Annotated in this window: 15 protein-coding genes; 8 read left to right on the top strand and 7 right to left on the bottom strand. The window is 61.2% G+C overall.

All coding sequences use genetic code 11. From position 1 onward, the window contains the following. Positions 1-422: 422 nt before the first annotated feature. Both EB812_RS11360 and EB812_RS11355 read left to right on the top strand, forming a co-directional pair. Positions 423-2,288: a bifunctional diguanylate cyclase/phosphodiesterase gene (locus EB812_RS11360; protein WP_118230753.1), complete on the top strand. Its 1,866-nt coding sequence runs from the start codon at positions 423-425 to the stop codon at positions 2,286-2,288. A gap of 47 nt (positions 2,289-2,335) precedes the next feature. After that, complete coding sequence (locus EB812_RS11355) at positions 2,336-4,087, top strand: HAMP domain-containing methyl-accepting chemotaxis protein (protein WP_118230754.1); 1,752 nt, start codon at positions 2,336-2,338, stop codon at positions 4,085-4,087. Positions 4,088-4,488: 401 nt separating this feature from the next. On the opposite strand, the gene EB812_RS11350 is transcribed toward EB812_RS11355, so the two are convergent. From EB812_RS11350 to EB812_RS11340, 3 genes are all read right to left on the bottom strand, one after another. Then, positions 4,489-5,088, bottom strand: a complete 600-nt coding sequence (locus tag EB812_RS11350) for an indolepyruvate oxidoreductase subunit beta (RefSeq protein WP_118230755.1) — start codon at positions 5,086-5,088, stop codon at positions 4,489-4,491. Positions 5,089-5,099: 11 nt separating this feature from the next. Next, positions 5,100-6,950, bottom strand: coding sequence for an indolepyruvate ferredoxin oxidoreductase subunit alpha (gene iorA / locus EB812_RS11345; protein WP_118230756.1), 1,851 nt, complete (start codon positions 6,948-6,950; stop codon positions 5,100-5,102). Between the two features lie 232 nt (positions 6,951-7,182). Next, positions 7,183-7,923 (bottom strand): tetratricopeptide repeat protein, encoded by a 741-nt coding sequence (locus tag EB812_RS11340; protein WP_118230757.1) that lies wholly within the window; start codon positions 7,921-7,923, stop codon positions 7,183-7,185. Positions 7,924-8,141: 218 nt separating this feature from the next. On the opposite strand from EB812_RS11340, the gene EB812_RS11335 reads away from it, so the two are divergent. Genes EB812_RS11335 through EB812_RS11325 form a run of 3 tightly spaced genes read left to right on the top strand, consistent with a single transcriptional unit; the run spans position 8,142 to position 11,008 of the window. Continuing rightward, on the top strand, positions 8,142-9,413 hold the full coding sequence (locus EB812_RS11335; protein ID WP_118230758.1) for a glutamate-5-semialdehyde dehydrogenase: 1,272 nt from the start codon (positions 8,142-8,144) through the stop codon (positions 9,411-9,413). Continuing rightward, positions 9,414-10,187 carry a nicotinate-nicotinamide nucleotide adenylyltransferase gene (locus tag EB812_RS11330; protein WP_130958315.1) on the top strand — a complete coding sequence of 258 codons (774 nt, stop codon included), beginning with the start codon at positions 9,414-9,416 and terminating at the stop codon, positions 10,185-10,187. A 2-nt stretch (positions 10,188-10,189) separates the two neighbouring features. Continuing rightward, entirely contained in the window at positions 10,190-11,008 is an 819-nt protein-coding gene (locus EB812_RS11325) for a tetratricopeptide repeat protein (protein ID WP_130958314.1), read from the top strand. Positions 11,009-11,407: 399 nt separating this feature from the next. On the opposite strand, the gene EB812_RS11320 is transcribed toward EB812_RS11325, so the two are convergent. The 4 genes from EB812_RS11320 to mutY all read right to left on the bottom strand — a co-directional run bounded on the left by EB812_RS11320 (position 11,408) and on the right by mutY (position 17,089). Further along, positions 11,408-12,139 carry a hypothetical protein gene (locus tag EB812_RS11320; RefSeq protein WP_118230761.1) on the bottom strand — a complete coding sequence of 244 codons (732 nt, stop codon included), beginning with the start codon at positions 12,137-12,139 and terminating at the stop codon, positions 11,408-11,410. A 2-nt stretch (positions 12,140-12,141) separates the two neighbouring features. After that, entirely contained in the window at positions 12,142-13,407 is a 1,266-nt protein-coding gene (locus tag EB812_RS11315) for a sulfite exporter TauE/SafE family protein (protein WP_130958313.1), read from the bottom strand. A gap of 925 nt (positions 13,408-14,332) precedes the next feature. Then, positions 14,333-15,928: a TerC family protein gene (locus EB812_RS11310; protein ID WP_118230763.1), complete on the bottom strand. Its 1,596-nt coding sequence runs from the start codon at positions 15,926-15,928 to the stop codon at positions 14,333-14,335. 36 nt (positions 15,929-15,964) lie between these two features. Further along, positions 15,965-17,089: an A/G-specific adenine glycosylase gene (gene mutY, locus EB812_RS11305; protein WP_165450941.1), complete on the bottom strand. Its 1,125-nt coding sequence runs from the start codon at positions 17,087-17,089 to the stop codon at positions 15,965-15,967. Positions 17,090-17,239: 150 nt separating this feature from the next. Between mutY and EB812_RS11300 the strand changes: the two genes are divergently transcribed. The 3 genes from EB812_RS11300 (at position 17,240) to EB812_RS11290 (ending at position 19,817) form a co-directional block, all read left to right on the top strand. Then, positions 17,240-17,746, top strand: coding sequence for a peptidylprolyl isomerase (locus EB812_RS11300; protein WP_118230765.1), 507 nt, complete (start codon positions 17,240-17,242; stop codon positions 17,744-17,746). 221 nt (positions 17,747-17,967) lie between these two features. After that, complete coding sequence (locus EB812_RS11295) at positions 17,968-18,834, top strand: HindIII family type II restriction endonuclease (protein ID WP_118230766.1); 867 nt, start codon at positions 17,968-17,970, stop codon at positions 18,832-18,834. Continuing rightward, entirely contained in the window at positions 18,831-19,817 is a 987-nt protein-coding gene (locus EB812_RS11290) for a DNA-methyltransferase (protein ID WP_118230767.1), read from the top strand. Before EB812_RS11295 ends, EB812_RS11290 begins: the two co-directional genes overlap by 4 nt. The last annotated feature ends 121 nt before the right edge of the window (positions 19,818-19,938 follow it).

The raw sequence follows: 19,938 nt of genomic DNA, 5'->3' as shown, positions 1-19,938 counted from the left end.
ACGCAAAAACGCCTGCCCGTCATCCGGGAATCCTGTGCGGCGAGGCGCTGCGAATTTTGTTCTCTGGCAAGGAAACGGCCCCGCTCGGACGGGGATAGTACTCTTATGGTACAGRCCCGGACGAAAAGGGCCGTTGACGCAGCCAGAGGGAAAACGCAAAAACGCCTGCCCGTCATCCGGGAATCCTGTGCGGCGAGGCGCTGCGAATTTTGTTCTCTGGCAAGGAAACGGCCCCGCTCGGACGGGGATAGTACTCTTATGGTACAGACCCGGACGAAAAGGGGCCGTTGACGCAGCCAGAGGGCAAAATTCGCGCGCCTCGCCGCACAGGATATGTAATAAGAATGGAGGCGTAACACATTCGCCATACACCCGGCGTAACTCCTGATTACTTGTAAACAAAAAGACTTCAGGAGTCTGCCATGTCCGGGCCGTCCGCTTCCTGCCCGCTCTTGTGCGGGCAGCGTCCCAAGCCGCCCCTGCCAACGGCGTTTTTATGTCACCCTACCCACTGGCAAACAGCCGCCCCCTTGCCCGTGAGCCACGCGGATAGCGCAGCTGAAGCCCGACTGCTGGAAGATGTACTGCGCTCCAAGGCCGTGCGCACCGTACTGCAGCCCATTGTGTCGCTACGCGATGGATCGGTTTTCGGCTACGAGGCCCTTAGCCGGGGCCCGGCGGGCAGCCTTCTGGAAAAGCCGGACGCGCTTATTGCGGCGGCCCTGCGCCATGGACGCATGCTGGAGCTGGAGCACCTTTTCCGTCACCGCGCCCTGCGCACGGCCCGCCGCCTGCCCGCGGGCCTGCGCCTTTTTCTCAACGTCAACCCCAACATTATTCAGGACGCACGCTTCCGTGAGGGCTTCACCCGCGAATATCTGACGCGCTTTGCCATCTGCGCCGAAGACATCGTTTTTGAGATCACCGAACGTGAATCCGTGGCCAATCTGCGGGATTTTCTGGGCATTATTGAACATTACAAAACGCAGAACTACAAAATCAGCATTGACGACGCCGGGGCGGGCTATTCCGGCCTCAACCTCATTTCCGACGTGCAGCCGCACTTTATCAAGCTGGATATGCGACTGGTGCGCGGGGTGGACAAGGATCTGGTGCGCCAGGCCCTGATCCGCAGCATGCAGGAGTTCGCCTCCCTCACCAACACGCGCATCATCGTCGAAGGCATTGAAACCGAGGCCGAGCTGGCCACCCTGGTGGGCTTTGGCGTGCCCTACGGCCAGGGCTTTTACCTGCGCAGGCCCCACCCAGACCCGCTCCCGCCCGAAGCCGCCGCCCTGCGGGTCATCCAGCGCGAGAATAAAGTCAAAAACCGCTTTTTCGGCGCGCGGGTCCACAAATTCCACGTCAAAAACATCTGCCGCCCCGGCGTGAGCCTGCCGCCCTCTACCCCCATTGCCGACCTGGTGGAGCTGTTTGACAAGGATCCCGCCCTCCACGGCCTCTGCGTAGTCAGGGACGGCCTGCCCCTGGGCACGGTGACGCGCCACCGACTGCACCGCCAGTTGGGCGGCAGGTTCGGCTTTTCTCTGTTCGCGGGCAAAACTGTGGATGTGGTCATGGACACAAACTTTCTGCGTGTGGAGTACCAGACCACCATTGACCGGGTGGCCCGGCAGGCCATGCTGCGTGAGGACGAAAAACTCTATGATTTCGTGGTGGTGACCCGTGAAGGCCGCTATCTGGGCGTCGTCACTGTCAAGGAACTGCTGGAAAAAAGCATTGAATTGGAAGTGGCCAATGCCCGTCAGCTCAATCCGCTTTCCGAACTGCCGGGCAACGCCCTCATCGATATTGAGCTGGAACGCATGGTGCGCCTGGGGCTGTCCGCCTGCGTACTTTATTTCGATATAGACAACTTCAAACCCTACAACGACAAATACGGCTTCAACAATGGCGACAAGGTACTTAAACGCCTTTCGTCCATCATCCGGGAGTGCGTTCCGGAGCAATCCTTTGTGGGCCATATCGGCGGGGACGACTTCATCGCCGTTTGCTCCTGCCAACAGGCCGCATCCATCTGCCAGGCCTGCCTCAAGGCCTTCGGCCAGGCCGTGCCCGCGTTTTACAGCCCCGAAGACGCGGCGCGCGGCCATATGGACGGCAAAAACCGAGCGGGAGAAGAAGAACGCTTTCCGCTCATGTCCCTGAGCATTGTGGGCGTCAACGCCGCCCACCACCAGAGCGTGGCCGACCTGGCCCGCGCCGCCGCAACCCTCAAAAAACAGTGCAAATCCCTGCCAGGCAGCAACTACAGCCTCACCAGCTGAACCGCGGCTGCGTCGCACGCCTGCAACGTCCCCTTACAGGAGATTCCATGCCGCTCAGCCGCAAACTTTTTCTCTCCTTTGCGGGCATCATCGTCCTCATCCTGCTGCAGTTTATTGTTCTGCTCCGCGGCGCCGAAGACCTCAACACCGCAGTGGCCCGCATGGACCAGGAACTGCTGCCCTCGGTGGTGGCTGTGCAGTCCATGAATATGCAGCTCTATTCCGCGCGTTCAGACCTGGCCGCCCTCACCACCCACACGGACAAAGTCACCATTACGGAATACCACAGTCGCATCAAGCGCACCCTGCGCCAGATGGAACGCCAGGCCGCCGCCTATGACGCGCTCCTCGCGCAACGCCAGGGCCGCGTGGCCGACGCGACCGCCAAACTCTGGACCAACATCACGGAGCAGCTGCGCCTGGCCGAAAAACCGCGCCTGGAGGTTGTGCGCCTGGCTTCTGAGGGCGATACGGACGGGGCCATTGCCCTGTTTACCCGCGACCGCGCCGACTTTTTGCGCCTGGCGCGCTATTTTGACCAGCTGGTGACGGCGGACGTGGCGGCGGGCCGCGCAGAAGCCGCCCAGGCGCATCAGGATGTACGCCGCCTGCTGCGCCGCGCGGGCGCGTTGAGCCTGGCCGTGATCTGCGTCAGCCTGCTGGTGGCCTGCGCCATTACCATCTCTGTGCAGCGGCAGCTGGGGGCGGACCCGGCCCGCCTCTGCCGCATCGCCGCCCAGGTGGCCGATGGCGCCTACACCCTGGAGCACCGCCGCCCGCCCCACGGCGTCTACGCCGCCATTGTGCGTATGGTGGAGGCACTCAAAACCCATATCGAAAATGCCCGCCGCGAATCCCAGCGGGCCCGCCAGGAAGCCCTGCGCGCCGCCGCGGCTCTGGAACAGGCCCAGCAGGCCGAAGAGGCGGCCAAAACCAAAAGCGCTGCGCTGCTGCAGGCCGCCACATCCCTGGAAGACGTGGTCCAGGTGGTTGCCGAAGCATCCGGGCAACTGGCCCACAGTACAGAGCAGACCGGCCGCGCCGCCGCCCTCACCGCCAGCCGGCTCACGGCCGCAGCCGACGCCACCCAGTCCATGCACGACGCCGCCCGCCAGGTAGCCCAAAGCGCCGCCACAGCCGCAGCCTCCTCCGCCCGGACCAGAGCTGAAGCCGAAGCCGGTGCAACCATCGTCCGTCAATCCCTGCAAGGCATGGAAAAGGTGCAGCAGGCTTCCCTGCGCCTTAAGGAAGACATGGCCCAGCTGCACGGCCGCGCCCAGGGCGTCGCCCGCGTCGTGGACGTCATTGCGGACATTGCGGACCAGACCAACCTCCTGGCCCTCAACGCCGCCATTGAAGCCGCCCGCGCCGGAGAGGCTGGCCGGGGCTTCGCCGTGGTGGCGCAGGAAGTGCGCAACCTGGCCGAAAAAACCGTCATCTCCACCCGCGACGTGCACGCCGCTGTGGCCGCCATGCAGCAAAGCGCCGGGCAAAGCATGACCTCTCTGGACGCCGCCCTGAAAATCATTGCCGCAACCACCGGCCTCGCCCGCCAGTCCGGCACGGCCCTGGAAACCATCGTCGCCACCGTGGACGCCACGGCAGACCAGGTGCGCCGCATCGCCGAAACCGGCGCAGGCCAGGCCCAAAACGCCGCCGCCGTGGCCGAGCATATCCACAACGTCAGCCAAAACGCCGCCGAAACCGCCAGCCATATGAAAGCCGCTGTTGCCGCCGTGGACGGTATGGCCGCCCAGGCCAGACATTTGGCCGGTCTGGTGGAAAAAATGAAGCAATAAAAAACTTCTTTCCCTCAGGGGACGCGCCGGGCATACCCTGGTCAAAATGTTTTTCCAGCACAAAAGGCTGTGGAAGCTGTGCACAAAAAGCAATGCGTCGACAATTACAACAAAACATCAACCATACCATATAATTTTAAAGCATCTATTCATTGCCCTCAATTTTTCACATAGCCAACTTGATCTCTTTCCATTTCTCTCCTGGATACAGCATAATTGCAGCAAAAAAGCGCACCTTTCCCATTGGACAAGGTACGCTCTGCGCTGTTCTGTAAGAAAGTAACGTTTTTTGAAGGATGGGGAGCATGGGGGGAAGGGAACTTTTGTGAACAAAAGTTCCCTTCCCCCCACTGTAAAAAAGTTCCGAATTCCGAGTTCCGGGTCCGGGCTGCGGCGCGTCCTTACTGGTTTTTGCCCAGTTCCAGGGCTGCCAGATTGGCGGGGTGGAGTTTGGGCGGCAGGTATTTTTTGATGGCGGCGGCCAGGGCGTCGGGGCCGAAGGGCAGCAGGCCGGAGGCGCAGACGGCGCCCAGCAGCACGGTATTGCCGCTCTGCACGGAGCCGGCCTGGCGGCCCAGGGTACGGCAGGGCAAAAAGCGGCAGTGACCGGCCACGTCTTTGGCCTTGGCTTCGATATGGGCCAGGTCCGGGTAGGGAGTTTGGCCCAGGGAAACGCTCAGGGGCGGCAGGGGGTCACTGTTGGAAAAGATGGCGCCGCCGGGCCGCAGATAGGGCAGGCCGCGCAGGGTTTCCAGGGGTTCAAAGCCCAGCAGCAGGTCGGCTTCGCCCAGGTCCAGTTTGGGCGAACGCCAGCCGCCCAAAAGTAGTACGGATTCCACCACGCCGCCACGTTGGGCCATGCCGTGCACTTCGCCGGCCACCACGTCCAGGCCGGCGTCCAGGGCCGTACGGGCCAGCAGGGTGGTGGCCGTCAGCGTGCCCTGACCACCCACACCGGTAAAATAGATGCGTATTTTTTTCTGCGTGTCGTGTGTGCTCATGGTATTCTCCCTTACCGCTTGCGCGCTTTAAAGGCCGAGGGCGCGATTTGCAGGCAGACCATGCAGCCCGTGCAGAGGCTGGGGTCCACCGCCAAGTCATCGCCCTGGCGGTAAAAGGCCGGGCAGGCCAGTTCGCGCAGGCAGGTCATGGCCGCCTCGCCCTGCTCCACCACTTCGGCCACCTGCGGCTGGGCTTTTTTGAGCTGCCGCCGGGCGTAGAGCACGCAGGGTTCTTCGGTAATGAGCACGCGCACGCCGTGCTGGGTCTTCATTTCTTCCAGGGCGCGGATGACGGCCCTGACGTTGAAAGAGCGCACCTTGGCGCACTGGGTCACGCCCAGGGCGCGCACGATGGTTTCAATGTCCAGGTGCTGGCTCATGGAGCCCAGCATATCCTGTACCATGCCGGGGTTGGGCTGGTGGCCGGTCATGGCCGTGGTGCCGTTGTCCAGCACCACCAGGATGAGGTCGTGCCGGTTGAACACGGCGTTGGCCAGGCCCGTCATGCCGGAGTGAAAGAAGGTGGAATCGCCGATAAAGGCCACCACCGGCTTGCCCGAGGCGCGGGCAAAACCGCTGCCCGCCGAAACAGACGAGCCCATACAGACCAGAAAATCCGCCGTGCGCAGGGGCGGCAGCATACCCAGGGTGTAGCAACCGATGTCCGTGGAGTAGTAGGCCTCGTCGCCAAAGACTTTGCGGGCCGCATAGTACACGGCCCGGTGCGAACAGCCGGGGCAGAGGTTGGGCGGCCGGCCGGGCAGATCTTTTTCCACAGCGCGGGCGGGTTTGGCCGGACAGGGCATGTCCAGCCAGGCGGCCAGGCGACGCATGACCAGCGTGGTGGAGTATTCGCCCCGGCCGGTGAGATCTTGATTTTTGCCCTCGATGCGCACGGCAAGGCCCAAGCGCTGAACCAGGGCGCGCACGTCCTGCTCCAGCAGGTCCGCGCCTTCTTCCAGCACCAGCACGCGGTCGCAGCGGCGCAGAAAGTCGCCCAGGAGTTCCGTGGGCAGGGGCCAGGTCATGCCCAGTTCCAGGGTGCGGATGCGGCCTTCCCAGCCGCCGGAGGCCAGAGCGTCCGCCAGGTAGGCGCGGGCCACGCCGCTGGTGATGATGCCCAGGCGGGTGGGGGCTTCGGGTTCGCGCACATGGTTAAAGCGGCTGCCTTCGGCAAACTGGCGGGCCTTTTCCATCACTGCGTCCAGGGCCGCGTGGCGCGCGCGGGCCACGGCGGGCACGGGCACAAAACGGCCGGGGTTGCGGGCAAAAGGCACCTTGGGTTGCGGGGCGGGCAGGTCGTCAAAATCCACGGGGCCGCGCATGTGGCTGATGCGCGTGGTGGTGCGCAGCATGACCGGCTGCTGMAGCTCCCGGGCCAGGCGAAAGGCCTCGCGCGTCATGTCCTTGGCTTCTTGAGCCGCAGCGGGCTCAAAGCAGGGCAGTTGGGCAAAGCGGGCGTAGGTGCGGTTGTCCTGCTCGTTCTGGCTGGAGTGACAGCCGGGATCGTCCGCCGTAAGCACCACCATGCCGCCGGGCAGGCCCGTATAGACGCAGGTGAACAGGGGGTCTGCCGCCACGTTGAGGCCCACATGCTTCATGGTCACCAAGCTCATGGCTCCGGCCAGGGCCGCGCCCGCCGCCACCTCCAGGGCCACCTTCTCGTTGACGGAATATTCCATGCGGTAGCGGCCTTCGCCGCCCAGGGCGTGGAAGGTGTCCGGCACTTCAGAAGAGGGCGTGCCCGGATAACAGCTCACCATATGCACGCCCGCTTCCAGCGCGCCGCGCACGATGGCCTCGTTGCCCAACAGCAGATGGCGCTCCCCGCGGACGCCGCGCAACAAAGGATGTTCGCTCATGCTTCCTCCCGGCCCCGGCGCATGGCGCGCGGACCGTCATTGGATACTGACCCGTCCGGCGGCGCAAGCCTGAGGCCGCGCCGCCGGAACGTATGGAAAAAATCGGACGCGGCCCGTGTTACGGGGCCTCCGTTGGCGACAAGACCCCCGCCCCAGGAGCATTGCTGCCGCAGGGGACCGCACGGGACGTTCCCGACGCAAAGGGAAGAACCGGCGCAACCCGGAAAAACTGTTATTGCTTCTGCTCTCCGGCGGGCGCGTCCGTGGCGGCGGAGGCCGCCCTGGCGGCTTCTTCCTTCACCACCTGGGGGGCCAGGCGTTCCGCGCAGGCGTGGAAATAGTCGCCGCCCGCGCCCTGCGTTTCACGCGCCAGGGCCAGATAGACCTTGGCGGCCTCCTGCGGCTGTCCGGCCACGGCGGCGGCCTCGGCCAGCATCTGCCGGAGCTGCGGCGCGCGCACCTCACCCGGCAGGCTGCTTTGAAGCCTTTGCAGCAGGGCCAGCGCTTCGGCGGCCTTACCGGCCTTGAGCAGCGCCCCGGCTTCATTGAAGCCGGCAGCCAGGCCCAACGCGCCCTTGGGGTCTTCGGCGGCGGCAGCGGCATAGGCCTGGGCCGCCACGTCGGGCTGATTCTGGGCCAGGGCGCTTTGCCCCAAGGTCATGCGCACGGCAAAGCGAACCGAACCGTGGGCTTTTTCAGCCAGAGACTGCAAAGAAGCCACCTGCTGCGCCCCGCTCTCAAGCAGGGCAACGCGGGCCAGGTCGTCACGCGAGGCTTCGCCGCGTGAGCTGTGGTACCAACGCCAGACGCCCGTACCGCCCAGCACCAGCAAAAGCAGCACCACCACCCCGGCGATGACGCCGGCGTGACGCAGCATGAATTGCAGCAAAGGCGCACTTTCGGCGCTCACTTCGGATTGGAGGTCGCGCAGCAGGGGCGATTCCGGCGCGCCTTGATTCTTTTGCGGATTCATGTATCAAAACTCCTTGGGGGGGCCGATGCGCCAGGGAAGCGCGTCGGCGCGGACATGGGCGCAAGCCCTTTTTATAGGCACAAGCCGCCCCCCTGTCAAAATAAATATCCCTGCAATATCCGCCCCCGCCGGGACCACGCGGCTGCATCCCTTTGCCCGGCGCACGGCGTTTGCCTGCCGTTGCCGCGTCGCGGGCCACGGCAAACCAAGGAGATGCCATGACTCTGGCGGAAGAAATGCAAACTCTGGGCCTGCGGGCGCGGGCTGCGGCCCGCTTGCTGGCCAAGGCCAGCCCCGAAGCCAAATCGCGCGCCCTGCTGCACTTGGCCGACCTGCTGCAAACCCACCAGCAGGCCATACTGGCGGCCAATACCGCAGATGTGGAGGCGGCCCGCCAGGCCGGGCAGGACGCCCCGCGCCTGGACCGGCTGACCCTGACCCCGGCCATTATGGAAGAAATGCGCGCCGCCTGCCGCCATGTGGCCGCCCTGCCCGACCCCGTGGGGGCCACCGAGCGCCAGTGGCAGCGGCCCAACGGCCTGCTGGTGGGCCGCATGCGCGTCCCTCTGGGCGTCATTGCCATGGTCTACGAGGCCCGACCCAACGTCACCATCGACGCGGCCATCCTTTGCCTCAAGGCGGGCAACGCCGTGATCCTGCGCGGGGGCAGCGAAGCTCTGGGCTCCAATAAAGCCTTGGCCGCCCTGCTGCAGCAGGCCCTCCTTGCGGCGGGGCTTCCCGCCGACGCAGTCCAGCTGGTGGCCGTGCCCGGACACGAGGCCGTCACCGCCCTCTGCAAGCTGGACGCCTATATTGACGTAATGATCCCGCGCGGGGGCGAGGGCCTGGTGCGGGCCGTTACCGCAGCGGCCACCATGCCGGTGCTCAAGCACTTCAAGGGCGTCTGTCACGCCTTTGTGGACGTGGATGCGGATATTACGCAGGCATTGGACATTGTTTACAATGGTAAAGTGCAGCGCCCCGGCGTGTGTAATGCGTTGGAATGCCTGCTGGTGCACAAGGACGCGGCCGCGGCCTTTCTGCCCCTGGTGGGGGCGCGTCTGGGCGCGGCCGGGGTGGAATTTCGCGCCTGCCCGGCGTCCTTTCCCCTGTTGGCCGCCGTGCCTGAAGCGCGGGTCACGGCCCAGAGCCCCGACGATTTCGGTCAGGAGTTTCACGCCTTAATTCTGGCCGTGCGCGTAGTGGAAGATCTGGACGCGGCGCTGGACCACATTGCCCGCTACGGTTCCAACCATACGGAAATCATCTGCACCCGCAACCTGGACCACGCCCGCCGCTTCCTGCGTGAGGCGGACGCCTCCATGGTGGCGGTCAACGCCTCCAGCCGCTTTAACGATGGCGGCCAGTTGGGTCTGGGCGCGGAAATTGGCATTTCCACCTCCAAGCTGCACGCCTACGGCCCCATGGGCGTAGAAGAGCTCACCACCACCAAGTTTGTGGTTCTGGGGCAAGGGCAGGTACGGCCCTAGATGCCTGCAAAACCCCGTCCGGCGGGCACTGCTCCGGCGGACGCCACACCCGCCGCGGACAAAACCGCCAGCCGCGCCCACAAGGGCCCGTCGGCGGGCCTGGCCATTCTGGGCGGCAGCTTCAATCCGCCCCATGTGGGGCATTTGCGCCTGGCCATTGAGGTGCGCGAACTTCTGGGCCCGCGCGTGCGCGGGGTGGACCTGGTGCCCTGCGCCGTGCCGCCGCACAAACGCGCGGCAAGCCTGCTGCCCTTTGCGCTGCGCGCCGCCATGCTGGAGGCGGCCACGGCCGACCTGCCCGACCTGCACTGCAACCGGCTGGAGGGCCGACGGCCCGGCCCTTCCTACACCTGGGACACGCTCTGCGCCTATCGGCACGCCCTGCCGGACACGACGCTGTATTTTGTGCTCGGCAGCCCCAACCTGCCCTTGCTTCCCTCCTGGCGCAACGGCCTGGCCCTGCCGGAGCTCTGCCATTTGCTGGTAGTGCCGCGTGAAGGACAGGACGCGGCGTTTTTTGCTTCCACCGTACGTCGGCTCTGGCCCGCCGCGCGTGAGCGCGCACCTTTACTGCCGGGCTGTCCCTGCCTGGATCTGCCGGGCGGAGGGAGTGCCGTTTTTGCGCCCCTGCCCTGGCTGGACGTGAGCGCCTCGCGGCTGCGGCAGCTCTGGCTCGCCGGCCGGCGAACGGACTTTCTGACGCCCCCCGTGGTGCTGCGGATGCTGGAGGCCGCGCGCCCGGTCGTCATGCAGCACTGGCAAAAAAAGGATTGATCATGCTCACCACCGCGCCCAAGGAAATCCGTGAAAACGTGGCCCGCGCCACAGGCTATCTGCGCCGCGACGACGTGGAACGTTCTCTGCTGACCATGGCCGAAGCCTTGCGGCGCTACGCGGGCGTCCGCCTGGTGCGTTCCGCCAGGGCCGAACTGGACATTCAGATTGACGAATTCCTCTCCACCCTCATCCGCCACCACGTCATGCAGCCTTTGCTGGACCCGGACCGCACGGGCAAGCCGCGCGCCATCCCATTTCAGCCCGGCAAAGAAGCCGCCTTGAGTACGGTGCTGGAAGGGCTGGCAAAAATCCTGCAAAAAGAGGCCGCCCACTCGGAAGCGCAGGAGGCCGCTGCCCGGCAGGAACGCAAAAAACGCCTCATTGAAACGGGCCTGCAGTTTTTGCAGGAGGGACAAACGGCCAAGGGCCGCGCTTTTCTGAAACGCGTGGCCGAGGAATACAGCGACGAAAAAGACATCCGCCTGCAGCTGGGGCACATTTTTGCCGCCGCCGGGCAGGATGTGGAAGCCGCGGCCATGTACGAAGAAGCCATGGAAGCCCAGCCCCGCGAGGCCGCCGCCTACACCGGGGCCGTGGCCGCCTGGCTGCGGTTGCGCGAATACGAAAAAGCCGAAAACGTCTACAAGGCCGTGCTGCGCACCTTTGGCGGGCATCCCTCCACCTTTGGCAAAATGGCCAAAATGTATTTAGAATGGCATAAAAAACAGGCGGCGGAGGATGCCGCCCTGCGCGCCCTGCAAAGCGACCCCGACCAGCCCGACGCCCTGGAAGTCATGGCGGCCCTGCAGCGGCGCTAGGACATTGCAACGCTGCAATGTCCTAGCGGCTGCGTAAGCCGCCCACCGTGGGGCGCAGGCGCCGCTTCAGCCGTGGAGGCGCAAGGACCTTGGCCCGTTACGACAAAGGAAGTTACGGGCTAAGGCAGCAGCGCCAGTTACGTATGCAGACCGCACCGCTATGTATTTGCGCGCTTGAGCGCCGGAACAAACCTGCCGGACACGTTGCGAATACCTATTCTCAAAGGCAATCTGCTCTAAGCCAGGACCGGCCCCGCAAGACTGCATGCACAGCTTTGCGGGGCCGGTCTTCTGTATGGGACATGTCGCTATGGGAATCTGCGGTCCGCAATGGCCCGCTGCAAACGCGCCGCCCCCACCACAAGAAATCCGGCAAGGGCGGCGCTCCTCCGTGAAGGACTAGCTCTCCTGCTTGACCTTGGACTTGGTCATGGCCAGGCCAATGCCCTCAAAGAGCTCAAAAATGGCGAAGCCATACCACAGGGTGTAAAGCACATAGAAAATAAGCATGGCGCTCATAAGCCAGACGTGGTCCGCCACCTTGGCCGGGGGCACACTGTAAAAGTTGTTGCCCGGCTCCACGGCGCGGCGCACCACATGGTCCACCACCTGGGCGGCGGTCACCATCTTCTGCTTCTGCAATTCCTTGATGGTGGGCGAAAGCACATACCACCAGGCGGCGGCGGTCTTAAGGGCCGGCGCGCCGTCGTACTTCAGGGATACCGCCTCGGCCTTGTTGTGGTACAGGGCGTCGGCATCGTCCGTGGCGGAAGAGAGAATCACGCCAAGGTCGCCGCTGAAGCTCACCCTGCCGTCGGCGGCGCTTACATTGGAGGCCCCGGCCTTTTGCAGCACCTGCACGGCCACGGGGGCCAGGTCGGGTTTCTTCAGTTTGACGCTGACGGTCACCTGCTTGCCGGCCACGGTCTTAATGTTGTCACGCACGCCGGGAATAAAATACGACGAGCCTTTGGAAAGCTCATTGAACACGCTGTCCGCGTACTGCAGACCGGTAAGGTGGTTGCCGCTCTCGTCGCGCATTATGGGCGTGAGCAGCACGCCAAAAAGCACCAGAAACGAAATGAGCAGAAAGCTGCCCCGCAAAAAAGGGCCTTTTTCATGGATAAGCATAATCAGGCCTCCCCTCTGAGCTTGCCCAGATTAAGGAAAAACTTGCTGAACACCCACAAGCCGAAAAAGGCCACCACCACCCAGAAAACCACGTTGCCCACGTCTTCGATGATGTTCACCACACTGGGCGACCAGTGCAGCACCTCCATTTCCACCAGCTTCTTGGGCAGTGTGGTGGCGCGGTTGATAAAGCCCGCAATGATAGAGATGGCGTAGAAGCCGCGGATGTGGATGCCCTTGACCACCTTGGTGGTCAGCGCGCCGATCTGGATGCCCAGCAGGGAACCCAGCAGCATGCCGATGGCCAGGGTGTAAAAAACGTAGCCATAGATGGCGTACTGCCCCACGGCCGCGAAACCGGCGGTGAAGATGATCTGCAGGATGTCCGTGCCCACGGTGGTCATGGAAGACACGCCGAAGATGTACACAAACATGGGGAAGGTCACAACCCCCCCGCCCACGCCCATGATGGCGGCCAGCAAGCCCACCACCACGCCGCCGCAGGCCACGATCCAGCCGGAGATGCGCCGCCCGCCGGGCACCAGGTCTTCGTCAAAGGTGATCATGGGGGGCACGCTGAGGCTTTGCAGCTTGACAGAAACGCCCGTCAGCCCGCCGCTGCCGCCGCCGTGGGCGTCCTGGCTGGCAGCTTTGGCCCCGCGGCTGCTGCGCAAAAAGTCAAACAGGGCGTAAAAGCCCAGAAAGCCCAGCAGTACGGCATAGATGGTGCTGATGAAGAGCTCGGAAAGCAGGGGGTCTTTGTTATACAGCCCCTTGTTGATGAAACCGCCGATGAAGGTGCCGATAATGGAGCCGAACAAAAAGGCCACGGCCAGTTTGCCCGAAACATTGCCCAGTTTCTTGTGCACCGTGGTGCCCATGATGGCCTTGGCAAAGATGTGGAAGAGGTCCGTGCCCACGGCCAGAATGCCCTTTACGCCCACAGCCATAAGCGCGGGCGTGATAATGAAGCCGCCGCCAGCCCCGATACAGCCGGTAATGAGCCCGGCCGCCAGGCCCACGGCAATGGAGGCCAGAAAAATGGTGGTGGTATAGAAAGCCGGGGCATAGGCCGTCTTGCCGCCCAACATCTCATGGTATTCGTACGCCTCGGCCAGGCAGCCCGCCAGAATGGGCACGGCCAGGGCCAGCAAGATGAGCAGCTTTTTCCGGTTGCGCAGGATGGAAGTGGAAACTTCCAGATCCCATTTGGCATACGCCTGCGAGCCGCTCAGCAGAAATTCGTACACCTGTCTGCCGAATCGCATACACTCCTCCCATGCAAGATTGTGTCGGCACAGGGCCGGGGAACAGGGCCTCAAACCAGTTGTTCAAAAGCCGCACGACGCGTCCCGTGCGACCGTATGGCCTCAAAAATTTTAAGAATTTCACAGTGCCATCGCGCTGTCGGCTGCGCAAAACAGGCGTCCGTTACGGTAGTCTGAGCGCAGTGCAATTGCCTGTTGCGCGCGGCGTGGGCGTCTTGACATGCTGCAACGGTCTAGCCGTGCAACACAGCGCCCCTTTGGCAAAACGCCCCCGCGCGGCTTTTTGCGCGCTGCGGGGTCCGGCCTTGCCATCAAGGCTGCCTGGCCACGGACAAAAATTTAACCCGCACAGGTCCAGCCTCAGGAGCCCCAACCCGCAGGTGGGGGCGTCAGCACATGGGCTTACACTGACATATTTTGAAATGGTTGTAAAAGAAATTTATCACGAGCTGGGCCCCTTTAAACTTTTTTCCTGGGCGGAGCCCGATTTGCGCGTTGCTTTGGCCCACGCCATTTTTTAGCTTTTCAAGAGGTACAAAGGGTTGCGCGTCACGCATTGCGTGATAGCGGCTATTTGTGAAAATAATATTTTTTTCACGCAAACGCGACCGCCTCCGACAGCGCCGACAACAGGGCCAAGCGCCCTCTTCACAGGCGCGGTGGCTTACCCCTGAAGGGGCACTGCGGCCGTGCAGGCCCTTCGCCCTTAGAACAAGATTACCTTTAAGAATATGCACCCGTAAAGTACACGGACGCTCGTCCCGGCGCTTAGCCGCGCAAAGATACAGCGGTGCTGTCTGCATCCGTAGCTAGGCGCTGCTGTCTTGGCCCGTAACGCCCTTCGTGCAACGGCTGAAGCCAGGCCTGCGCCTCCACGGCGAGCGGCTGCCTGCAGAGCCGCCGAACATTTCAAAGCTGAAAGGCCTCAGCGCACCTTTGCCGCGCGCTTTTTGCGCCCCACGCCCACGGGCGGCAGAGCTTTGACGGCGCGCACCGTATCAATGCGGCGCTTGTCCATGCGCAGCACCTCCAGTTCCCAGCCATGGTAGAGCAAATGGTCGCCCTTGACCGGAATGCGGCCCAGGCGCTCCATAATCAGACCGGCCAAGGTGGCGCTGGAAAGACGCTTGGGCAACGGCACGCCCAACCAAGAAGCGAACAGATCCACACTCAGGCGGCCCGGCATGACCCAACTGCCGTCGGGCCGACGGCAAGCCTCAGGCCCGGCGGGCATGTCGCCCATTTGTCCGGCCAGCACACTGATCAGCTCCGCCGGGGTCACCACACCCACCACATCGCCGTATTCGTCGCGCACAAAGGCCAGAGGCACCGGATGGGTGCGAAAGTTATCCAGAATAGTAGGCAGAGGGGTGTGCTCAAAAATGGTGGGCGCGGGCCGGACAAAGGGGAGCAAACTCCAGGGCGCGCCCTTGGCCGGGGGCGGGGCGGCCAGCAGGTCGCCAGGCCGCAGCACGCCCAGCACTTCATCCGTATCCCGCTGCAGCACGGGCAGCCAGGGCAGGTTGGCGGCAGCCGCGTAGCGGCTCACGGTGGGCAGGTCGGCATTGCTGTCCAGCCAGCGCACCCGCTGGCGCGGGGTCATGATGAAGCGCGCCGTGCGCCCGCCCAGACGGATGACCCTGGCCACCATGTCGCGCTCCTGCGGGGCAAAAAGCTGGCCGCCGGCCTCGCCGGCCAGGGCGGCCGCGTCCAGCTGCATATCGCCCGAAGGCACGCCGCCGCCCAGGAAATTGAGGATAACCCTGGCCGTGGATTCCCGCATGTCCCGCATGCTGAAACGCCGCCGCCGGTTACGCAGAGCCCACTGGTTGCAGGCCTCCACCAGGATGGAAAAGCCGATGGCCGCGTACATGTACCCTTTGGGGATGTGATAGCCCAGACCATCGGCCAGCAGGCTCAGGCCAATCATAAGCAAAAAGCCCAGGCAGAGCACAATGACCGAAGGGTGGCGCTCCACAAAATGCAGCAGGGGCGCGGCCGCCAGCACCATGATGGCCATGGCCGACACCACGGCCAGCATCATGATGGGCACATGCTCCACCATGCCCACGGACGTGATGATGGAATCCAGCGAAAAAACCGCGTCCAGCACCACGATCTGCACAATAACCTGCCAGTAGCCCGCATGCCGTTCCGGACCGGAGAAACTGCCCGCACGGCCTTCCACGCGGTCGTGCAGTTCCGTAGTGCCCTTGAGCAGCAAAAACACGCCGCCGGCCATGAGAATCAGGTCGCGGGCCGAAAACCCGTGCCCGCCCAGGGTAAACAGCGGATTGGTCAGAGTGACCAGCCGGGCCATGAAGGCCAGCAGGCCCAGGCGCATGAGCAGGGCCAGGCTGATGCCCGTCAGAAAGGCCTGCCGCCGCTGGGCTTCAGGCAGGCGCGTGACAAGAATGGAAATGAAAACCAGGTTGTCCACGCCCAGCACCACTTCCAGCAGTACCAGCGTGCCCAGTCCTATCCAGGCGGAAGGGTCCGCAATCCAGGCAAGATCCCACATGGGGCGACTCCGGGGCCGCGGCGCGCAGGCCGACGGTCAGGGGGTATGCGCGGCCGACGGGGCCACGGCAAACAGACGGTCCGCCAGCTTGCGGTGCGCGGCGGGCATGGCCAGGCCGTCCAGCTCCTCCGGGCGCGCCCAGCGGCTTTCCGTGGCGGCAGTGAGTTGCGGCAAAGCGGACTGCGCCGCATCCGCCAGTTCCAGGCCAAAACAGTGCAGAGTCAGCCGATAGGTAGTGTAGCCGTGGCGGATAATGCCATACGTTGCGGCCACGCGCACGGTAAAAGCGGTTTCTTCCATAAATTCGCGCACCACGGCCTGCTCCGGGCTTTCATCCGGTTCCACCCTGCCGCCGGGGAACTCCCACAGGTTGCCCCACACGCCGGAAGGCGGACGCTTCTGCACAAAAACGCGCCCTGCGCGCCGCAGCACGCCGGTGACAGCCTGCACGGGCTTGATAACGGCCTTTTTGCCCGGCACGGGCCGCTGCTCCACAATGCCCAGATGGCGGCTGCTGCAGAACACGGCCAGCGGACAGACCTCGCAACGCGGCTTTTTGCGGCAGACCAGCGCGCCCAGCTCCATCATGGCCTGGTTATGCTCCCGCGCCAGACCTTCGGGCACCAGGCGCAGGGCCCAGCGCCGCACCACGCCGGCGGCGGGATCCTGCTTCACCGGGCTGTCCACATCAAACACGCGGGCAATGACCCGCTCCACATTGGCGTCCACGCAGGGCAGTTTCTCCCCAAAGGCGATGCTGGCAATGGCCCCGGCCGTATACGGCCCCACGCCCGGCAGGGCGCGGATGGCCTCCAGATCGGAAGGAAACGCGCCCCCATGCTCGGCCATGATCTTGCGGGCCGCGGCCAGCAAATGCCGCGCGCGCGAATAATAGCCCAGGCCCTCCCACTGGCGCAGCACCGCTTCCTCATCCGCCGCCGCCAGGGCGGCAATATCGGGGAAGCGGGCCATCCAGCGGTTGAAGTAGTCCACGCCGCGCTCCATCTGCGTCTGCTGGAGCATAACCTCCGAAACCCAGACCTCATAGGGCGTGTAGTGGACGCGCCAGGGCAGACGGCGCTGATTGACGGCAAACCAGTCCAGCAAGGCGCGCTGGATGCGGGGGATGTTCTGCTGCGGCGGCGCAAAGGGCTGCGACATGCGGGCGGACGCGCCTGCAGGCGCTGATGAAGAAGAGTCCATGCGCGGATTATAGTCATTCGGACGGGCATTGTCATCCGCCCTTCCCTGCCCTATAGTGCGGGCACCGGCGGCCCTTGCGCCGCACACCCCAGCTTGCAAGGAGCGAACATGGCCGACAACCCCACGGTTCTGCTGGAGACCTCCTCCGGCGATATTCTGGTGGAACTCTTCCCCGAACAGGCCCCCAAAACCGTCGCCAACTTTTTGCAGTACGTTGACGACGGCTTTTATACCAACACCATCTTCCACCGGGTCATCCCCGGCTTCATGATTCAGGGCGGCGGGCTCTCTGCCCGCATGGACGAAAAACCCACTCGCGAACCCGTGCCCAACGAGGCCGATAACGGCCTCAAAAACGCGCGCGGCACCCTGGCCATGGCCCGCACCCGCGACCCGCACAGCGCCACCGCCCAGTTCTTCATCAACCTGGTGGACAATGAATTTCTGGACCACACAGCCCCCAGCACGGACGGCTGGGGCTACTGCGTGTTCGGCAAGGTGACCGAAGGCCTCGACGTGGTGGACAAAATCGCCAAGGTCAAAACCAAAACCCTCGGCTTCCATGAAAATGTGCCCGCGGATATGGTGGTCATCACCGGCGCCAACCGGTTTTAGAGTAATTTCAAGTGGGAGCATAAAATAACGCATAGTATTTACATACAGCAGGAAATATAGGCGAAAGTGCCCCCAAGAACATCATTAGGGTTTCGGTAAACAACGCATGGAACCCCTCTCAGACATACCTATAAAATAGTATTTTTTTACACAACGCTGATGAAAATTTTTTCATCAGCGTTGTGTATATTTATATATCTCAATAAAAAAGGTAAGAGACGATGTTTGAAACACTACTAAAAAAAATAACAAAAGAATCTTCTCAAAATTTTGATATAGCATCAAACAATTTAACCGAATTTATTAATAAAGAAAAGAAGTTTATAGAGCTTATAAAACAAATCGGTACAATTCCAGAGTCAATACCACACGATTCAACCGAAGAAAAACTTTTTTCCAAGGCTTCAGATGCAGTATTAGCGCGTGCGTTTCGCGAACTTGGCTTAAAAGCCAGCGTAATTAAAGAACGTGCAGATACCGCTGACGTAATTGCGAAATCACAATATTTTGGATATACTTTAGTTGCAGATGCAAAGGCGTTCAGGCTCAGTAGAACTGCAAAAAATCAAAAAGATTTCAAAGTTTCCGCTCTTTCATGCTGGCGCAAAGACTCTGAATACGCGGTGCTGTGCGGGCCATACTTTCAATATCCAAAGACAGGGAGCCAGATATATTCTCAAGCTATCGATAACAATGTTTGCCTTTTAAGCTGGGAGCATATCCTTTTTATGATAAAAAAAAATATAAAAGAGACTGAAAGAGTTAACATGTCGGCCATATGGGGATTCTCAGGAGATTACGCAAAAAAAATTATAGCAGCAAATCAAAAGAAGTGCTTCCTTAAAGATTTTTCGAATACGCTCACATCTATATTCAATTACAACATCAACGACTTTGAACTACTGCTTAACATGCAGAAATCAACGATACGCGAACGAGCACAAACGGAAAAAGCTTTTTGGGAAAATGAAAAAAAAATTATTTCAGCTTATAGTAAAGGCAAAGCAATACGAGAACTCATAGCGACGAAAAAAATTAATGAAAAAATCAAACAAATAGATGATCACATCGCAAGGTTTTCCATATGATTGACCAGATTATACACGATGATTCGATAAAAAAAATAAAAGCAATCCCCGAGTGTAGTGTCCACGCTATTATCTCAGATATCCCATATGGTATATGTTATAATGAATGGGATATTTTACACGATAATAAGAACACAGCTCTAGGCGGAGCATCTATAGCACAAACCAAAGCAGGTGAAATTTTTAAACGACGTGGCAAACCTCTCAACGGTTGGAGTAGTGCAGACAAAAAAATTCCATATGAATATCAAGAATGGTGCGCGTCATGGGGAAAAGAGTGGTTACGAGTTCTTAAACCAGGAGGCTCATGCCTCATCTTTGCCGGCAGAAGATACTCACACCGCTGCATTGTTGCATTGGAAGATTGTGGTTTTACCTTCAAAGATATGATCGCGTGGGAAAAACCAACAGCACCATACAGAGCTCAAAGAATTTCAGAAACGTATAAACGCCGTGGCGATTACAAAAATGCCCAAAAATGGTCAGGCTGGAGGGTTGCAAATCTTAGACCATTGTTTGAACCTATTCTTTGGTTACAAAAGCCATATAAAACAGGTGGAACGCTCGCAGATAATATCCTTATCAATAATGTCGGCGGATGGAATCAAAATGCTCTAGAAAAATACAATGGTTCTGGATATTGCAAAGAGGCGCATCTTTGCTCAAATATATTTCGTATTTCCAGTGACAAAGACGACCATGGGCTTCACGAAGCACAAAAACCCCTTAATCTAATGGAATGTTTAGTATCTCTGGTTACTAAGCGAGGGGCTTTAATATTGGACCCCTTCGCTGGCTCCGGAACTACCTGTGTAGCAGCTCAAAAGCTAGGGAGACATTTCATAGGCATAGAAATAAATGAAAAATATGTGAAGATAGCTAAACATCGCCTTAAACAAATACAGGAATGCTCCACCCCGGAAGCCATACAACAACTGAGTACGATATCATTATTCGGCTCTACCTCAAAGACGGGGGCATAGCGTCCCCAAGAAAAAATGGGCATACCAAGCAAAGCCGGTATGCCCACCAGGGCAACCTTTATTTTCCGACCAAAGAAAAAAGAGAAGGCCCTGTGGAAAGATTCTTAATTGGCTTGCGGGA

The organism is Desulfovibrio legallii (genome assembly GCF_004309735.1).
Lineage (GTDB): Bacteria > Desulfobacterota > Desulfovibrionia > Desulfovibrionales > Desulfovibrionaceae > Desulfovibrio > Desulfovibrio legallii.
The sequence above is the reverse complement of the archived record's forward strand: the minus strand, read 5'-3'. Positions and strand labels throughout refer to the sequence as shown.

Excerpts from the sequence above, each read along its gene's own strand:
- EB812_RS11355 (WP_118230754.1), top strand. The coding sequence starts at position 2,336 with ATGCCGCTCAGCCGCAAACTTTTTCTCTCCTTTGCGGGCATCATCGTC.
- EB812_RS11330 (WP_130958315.1), top strand. The coding sequence starts at position 9,414 with ATGCCTGCAAAACCCCGTCCGGCGGGCACTGCTCCGGCGGACGCCACA.
- EB812_RS11335 (WP_118230758.1), top strand. The coding sequence starts at position 8,142 with ATGACTCTGGCGGAAGAAATGCAAACTCTGGGCCTGCGGGCGCGGGCT.
- mutY (WP_165450941.1), bottom strand. The coding sequence starts at position 17,089 with ATGTCGCAGCCCTTTGCGCCGCCGCAGCAGAACATCCCCCGCATCCAG.
- EB812_RS11320 (WP_118230761.1), bottom strand. The coding sequence starts at position 12,139 with ATGCTTATCCATGAAAAAGGCCCTTTTTTGCGGGGCAGCTTTCTGCTC.
- EB812_RS11290 (WP_118230767.1), top strand. The coding sequence starts at position 18,831 with ATGATTGACCAGATTATACACGATGATTCGATAAAAAAAATAAAAGCA.
- EB812_RS11315 (WP_130958313.1), bottom strand. The coding sequence starts at position 13,407 with ATGCGATTCGGCAGACAGGTGTACGAATTTCTGCTGAGCGGCTCGCAG.
- EB812_RS11350 (WP_118230755.1), bottom strand. The coding sequence starts at position 5,088 with ATGAGCACACACGACACGCAGAAAAAAATACGCATCTATTTTACCGGT.
- EB812_RS11360 (WP_118230753.1), top strand. The coding sequence starts at position 423 with ATGTCCGGGCCGTCCGCTTCCTGCCCGCTCTTGTGCGGGCAGCGTCCC.
- EB812_RS11300 (WP_118230765.1), top strand. The coding sequence starts at position 17,240 with ATGGCCGACAACCCCACGGTTCTGCTGGAGACCTCCTCCGGCGATATT.
- EB812_RS11310 (WP_118230763.1), bottom strand. The coding sequence starts at position 15,928 with ATGTGGGATCTTGCCTGGATTGCGGACCCTTCCGCCTGGATAGGACTG.
- EB812_RS11295 (WP_118230766.1), top strand. The coding sequence starts at position 17,968 with ATGTTTGAAACACTACTAAAAAAAATAACAAAAGAATCTTCTCAAAAT.
- EB812_RS11340 (WP_118230757.1), bottom strand. The coding sequence starts at position 7,923 with ATGAATCCGCAAAAGAATCAAGGCGCGCCGGAATCGCCCCTGCTGCGC.
- EB812_RS11325 (WP_130958314.1), top strand. The coding sequence starts at position 10,190 with ATGCTCACCACCGCGCCCAAGGAAATCCGTGAAAACGTGGCCCGCGCC.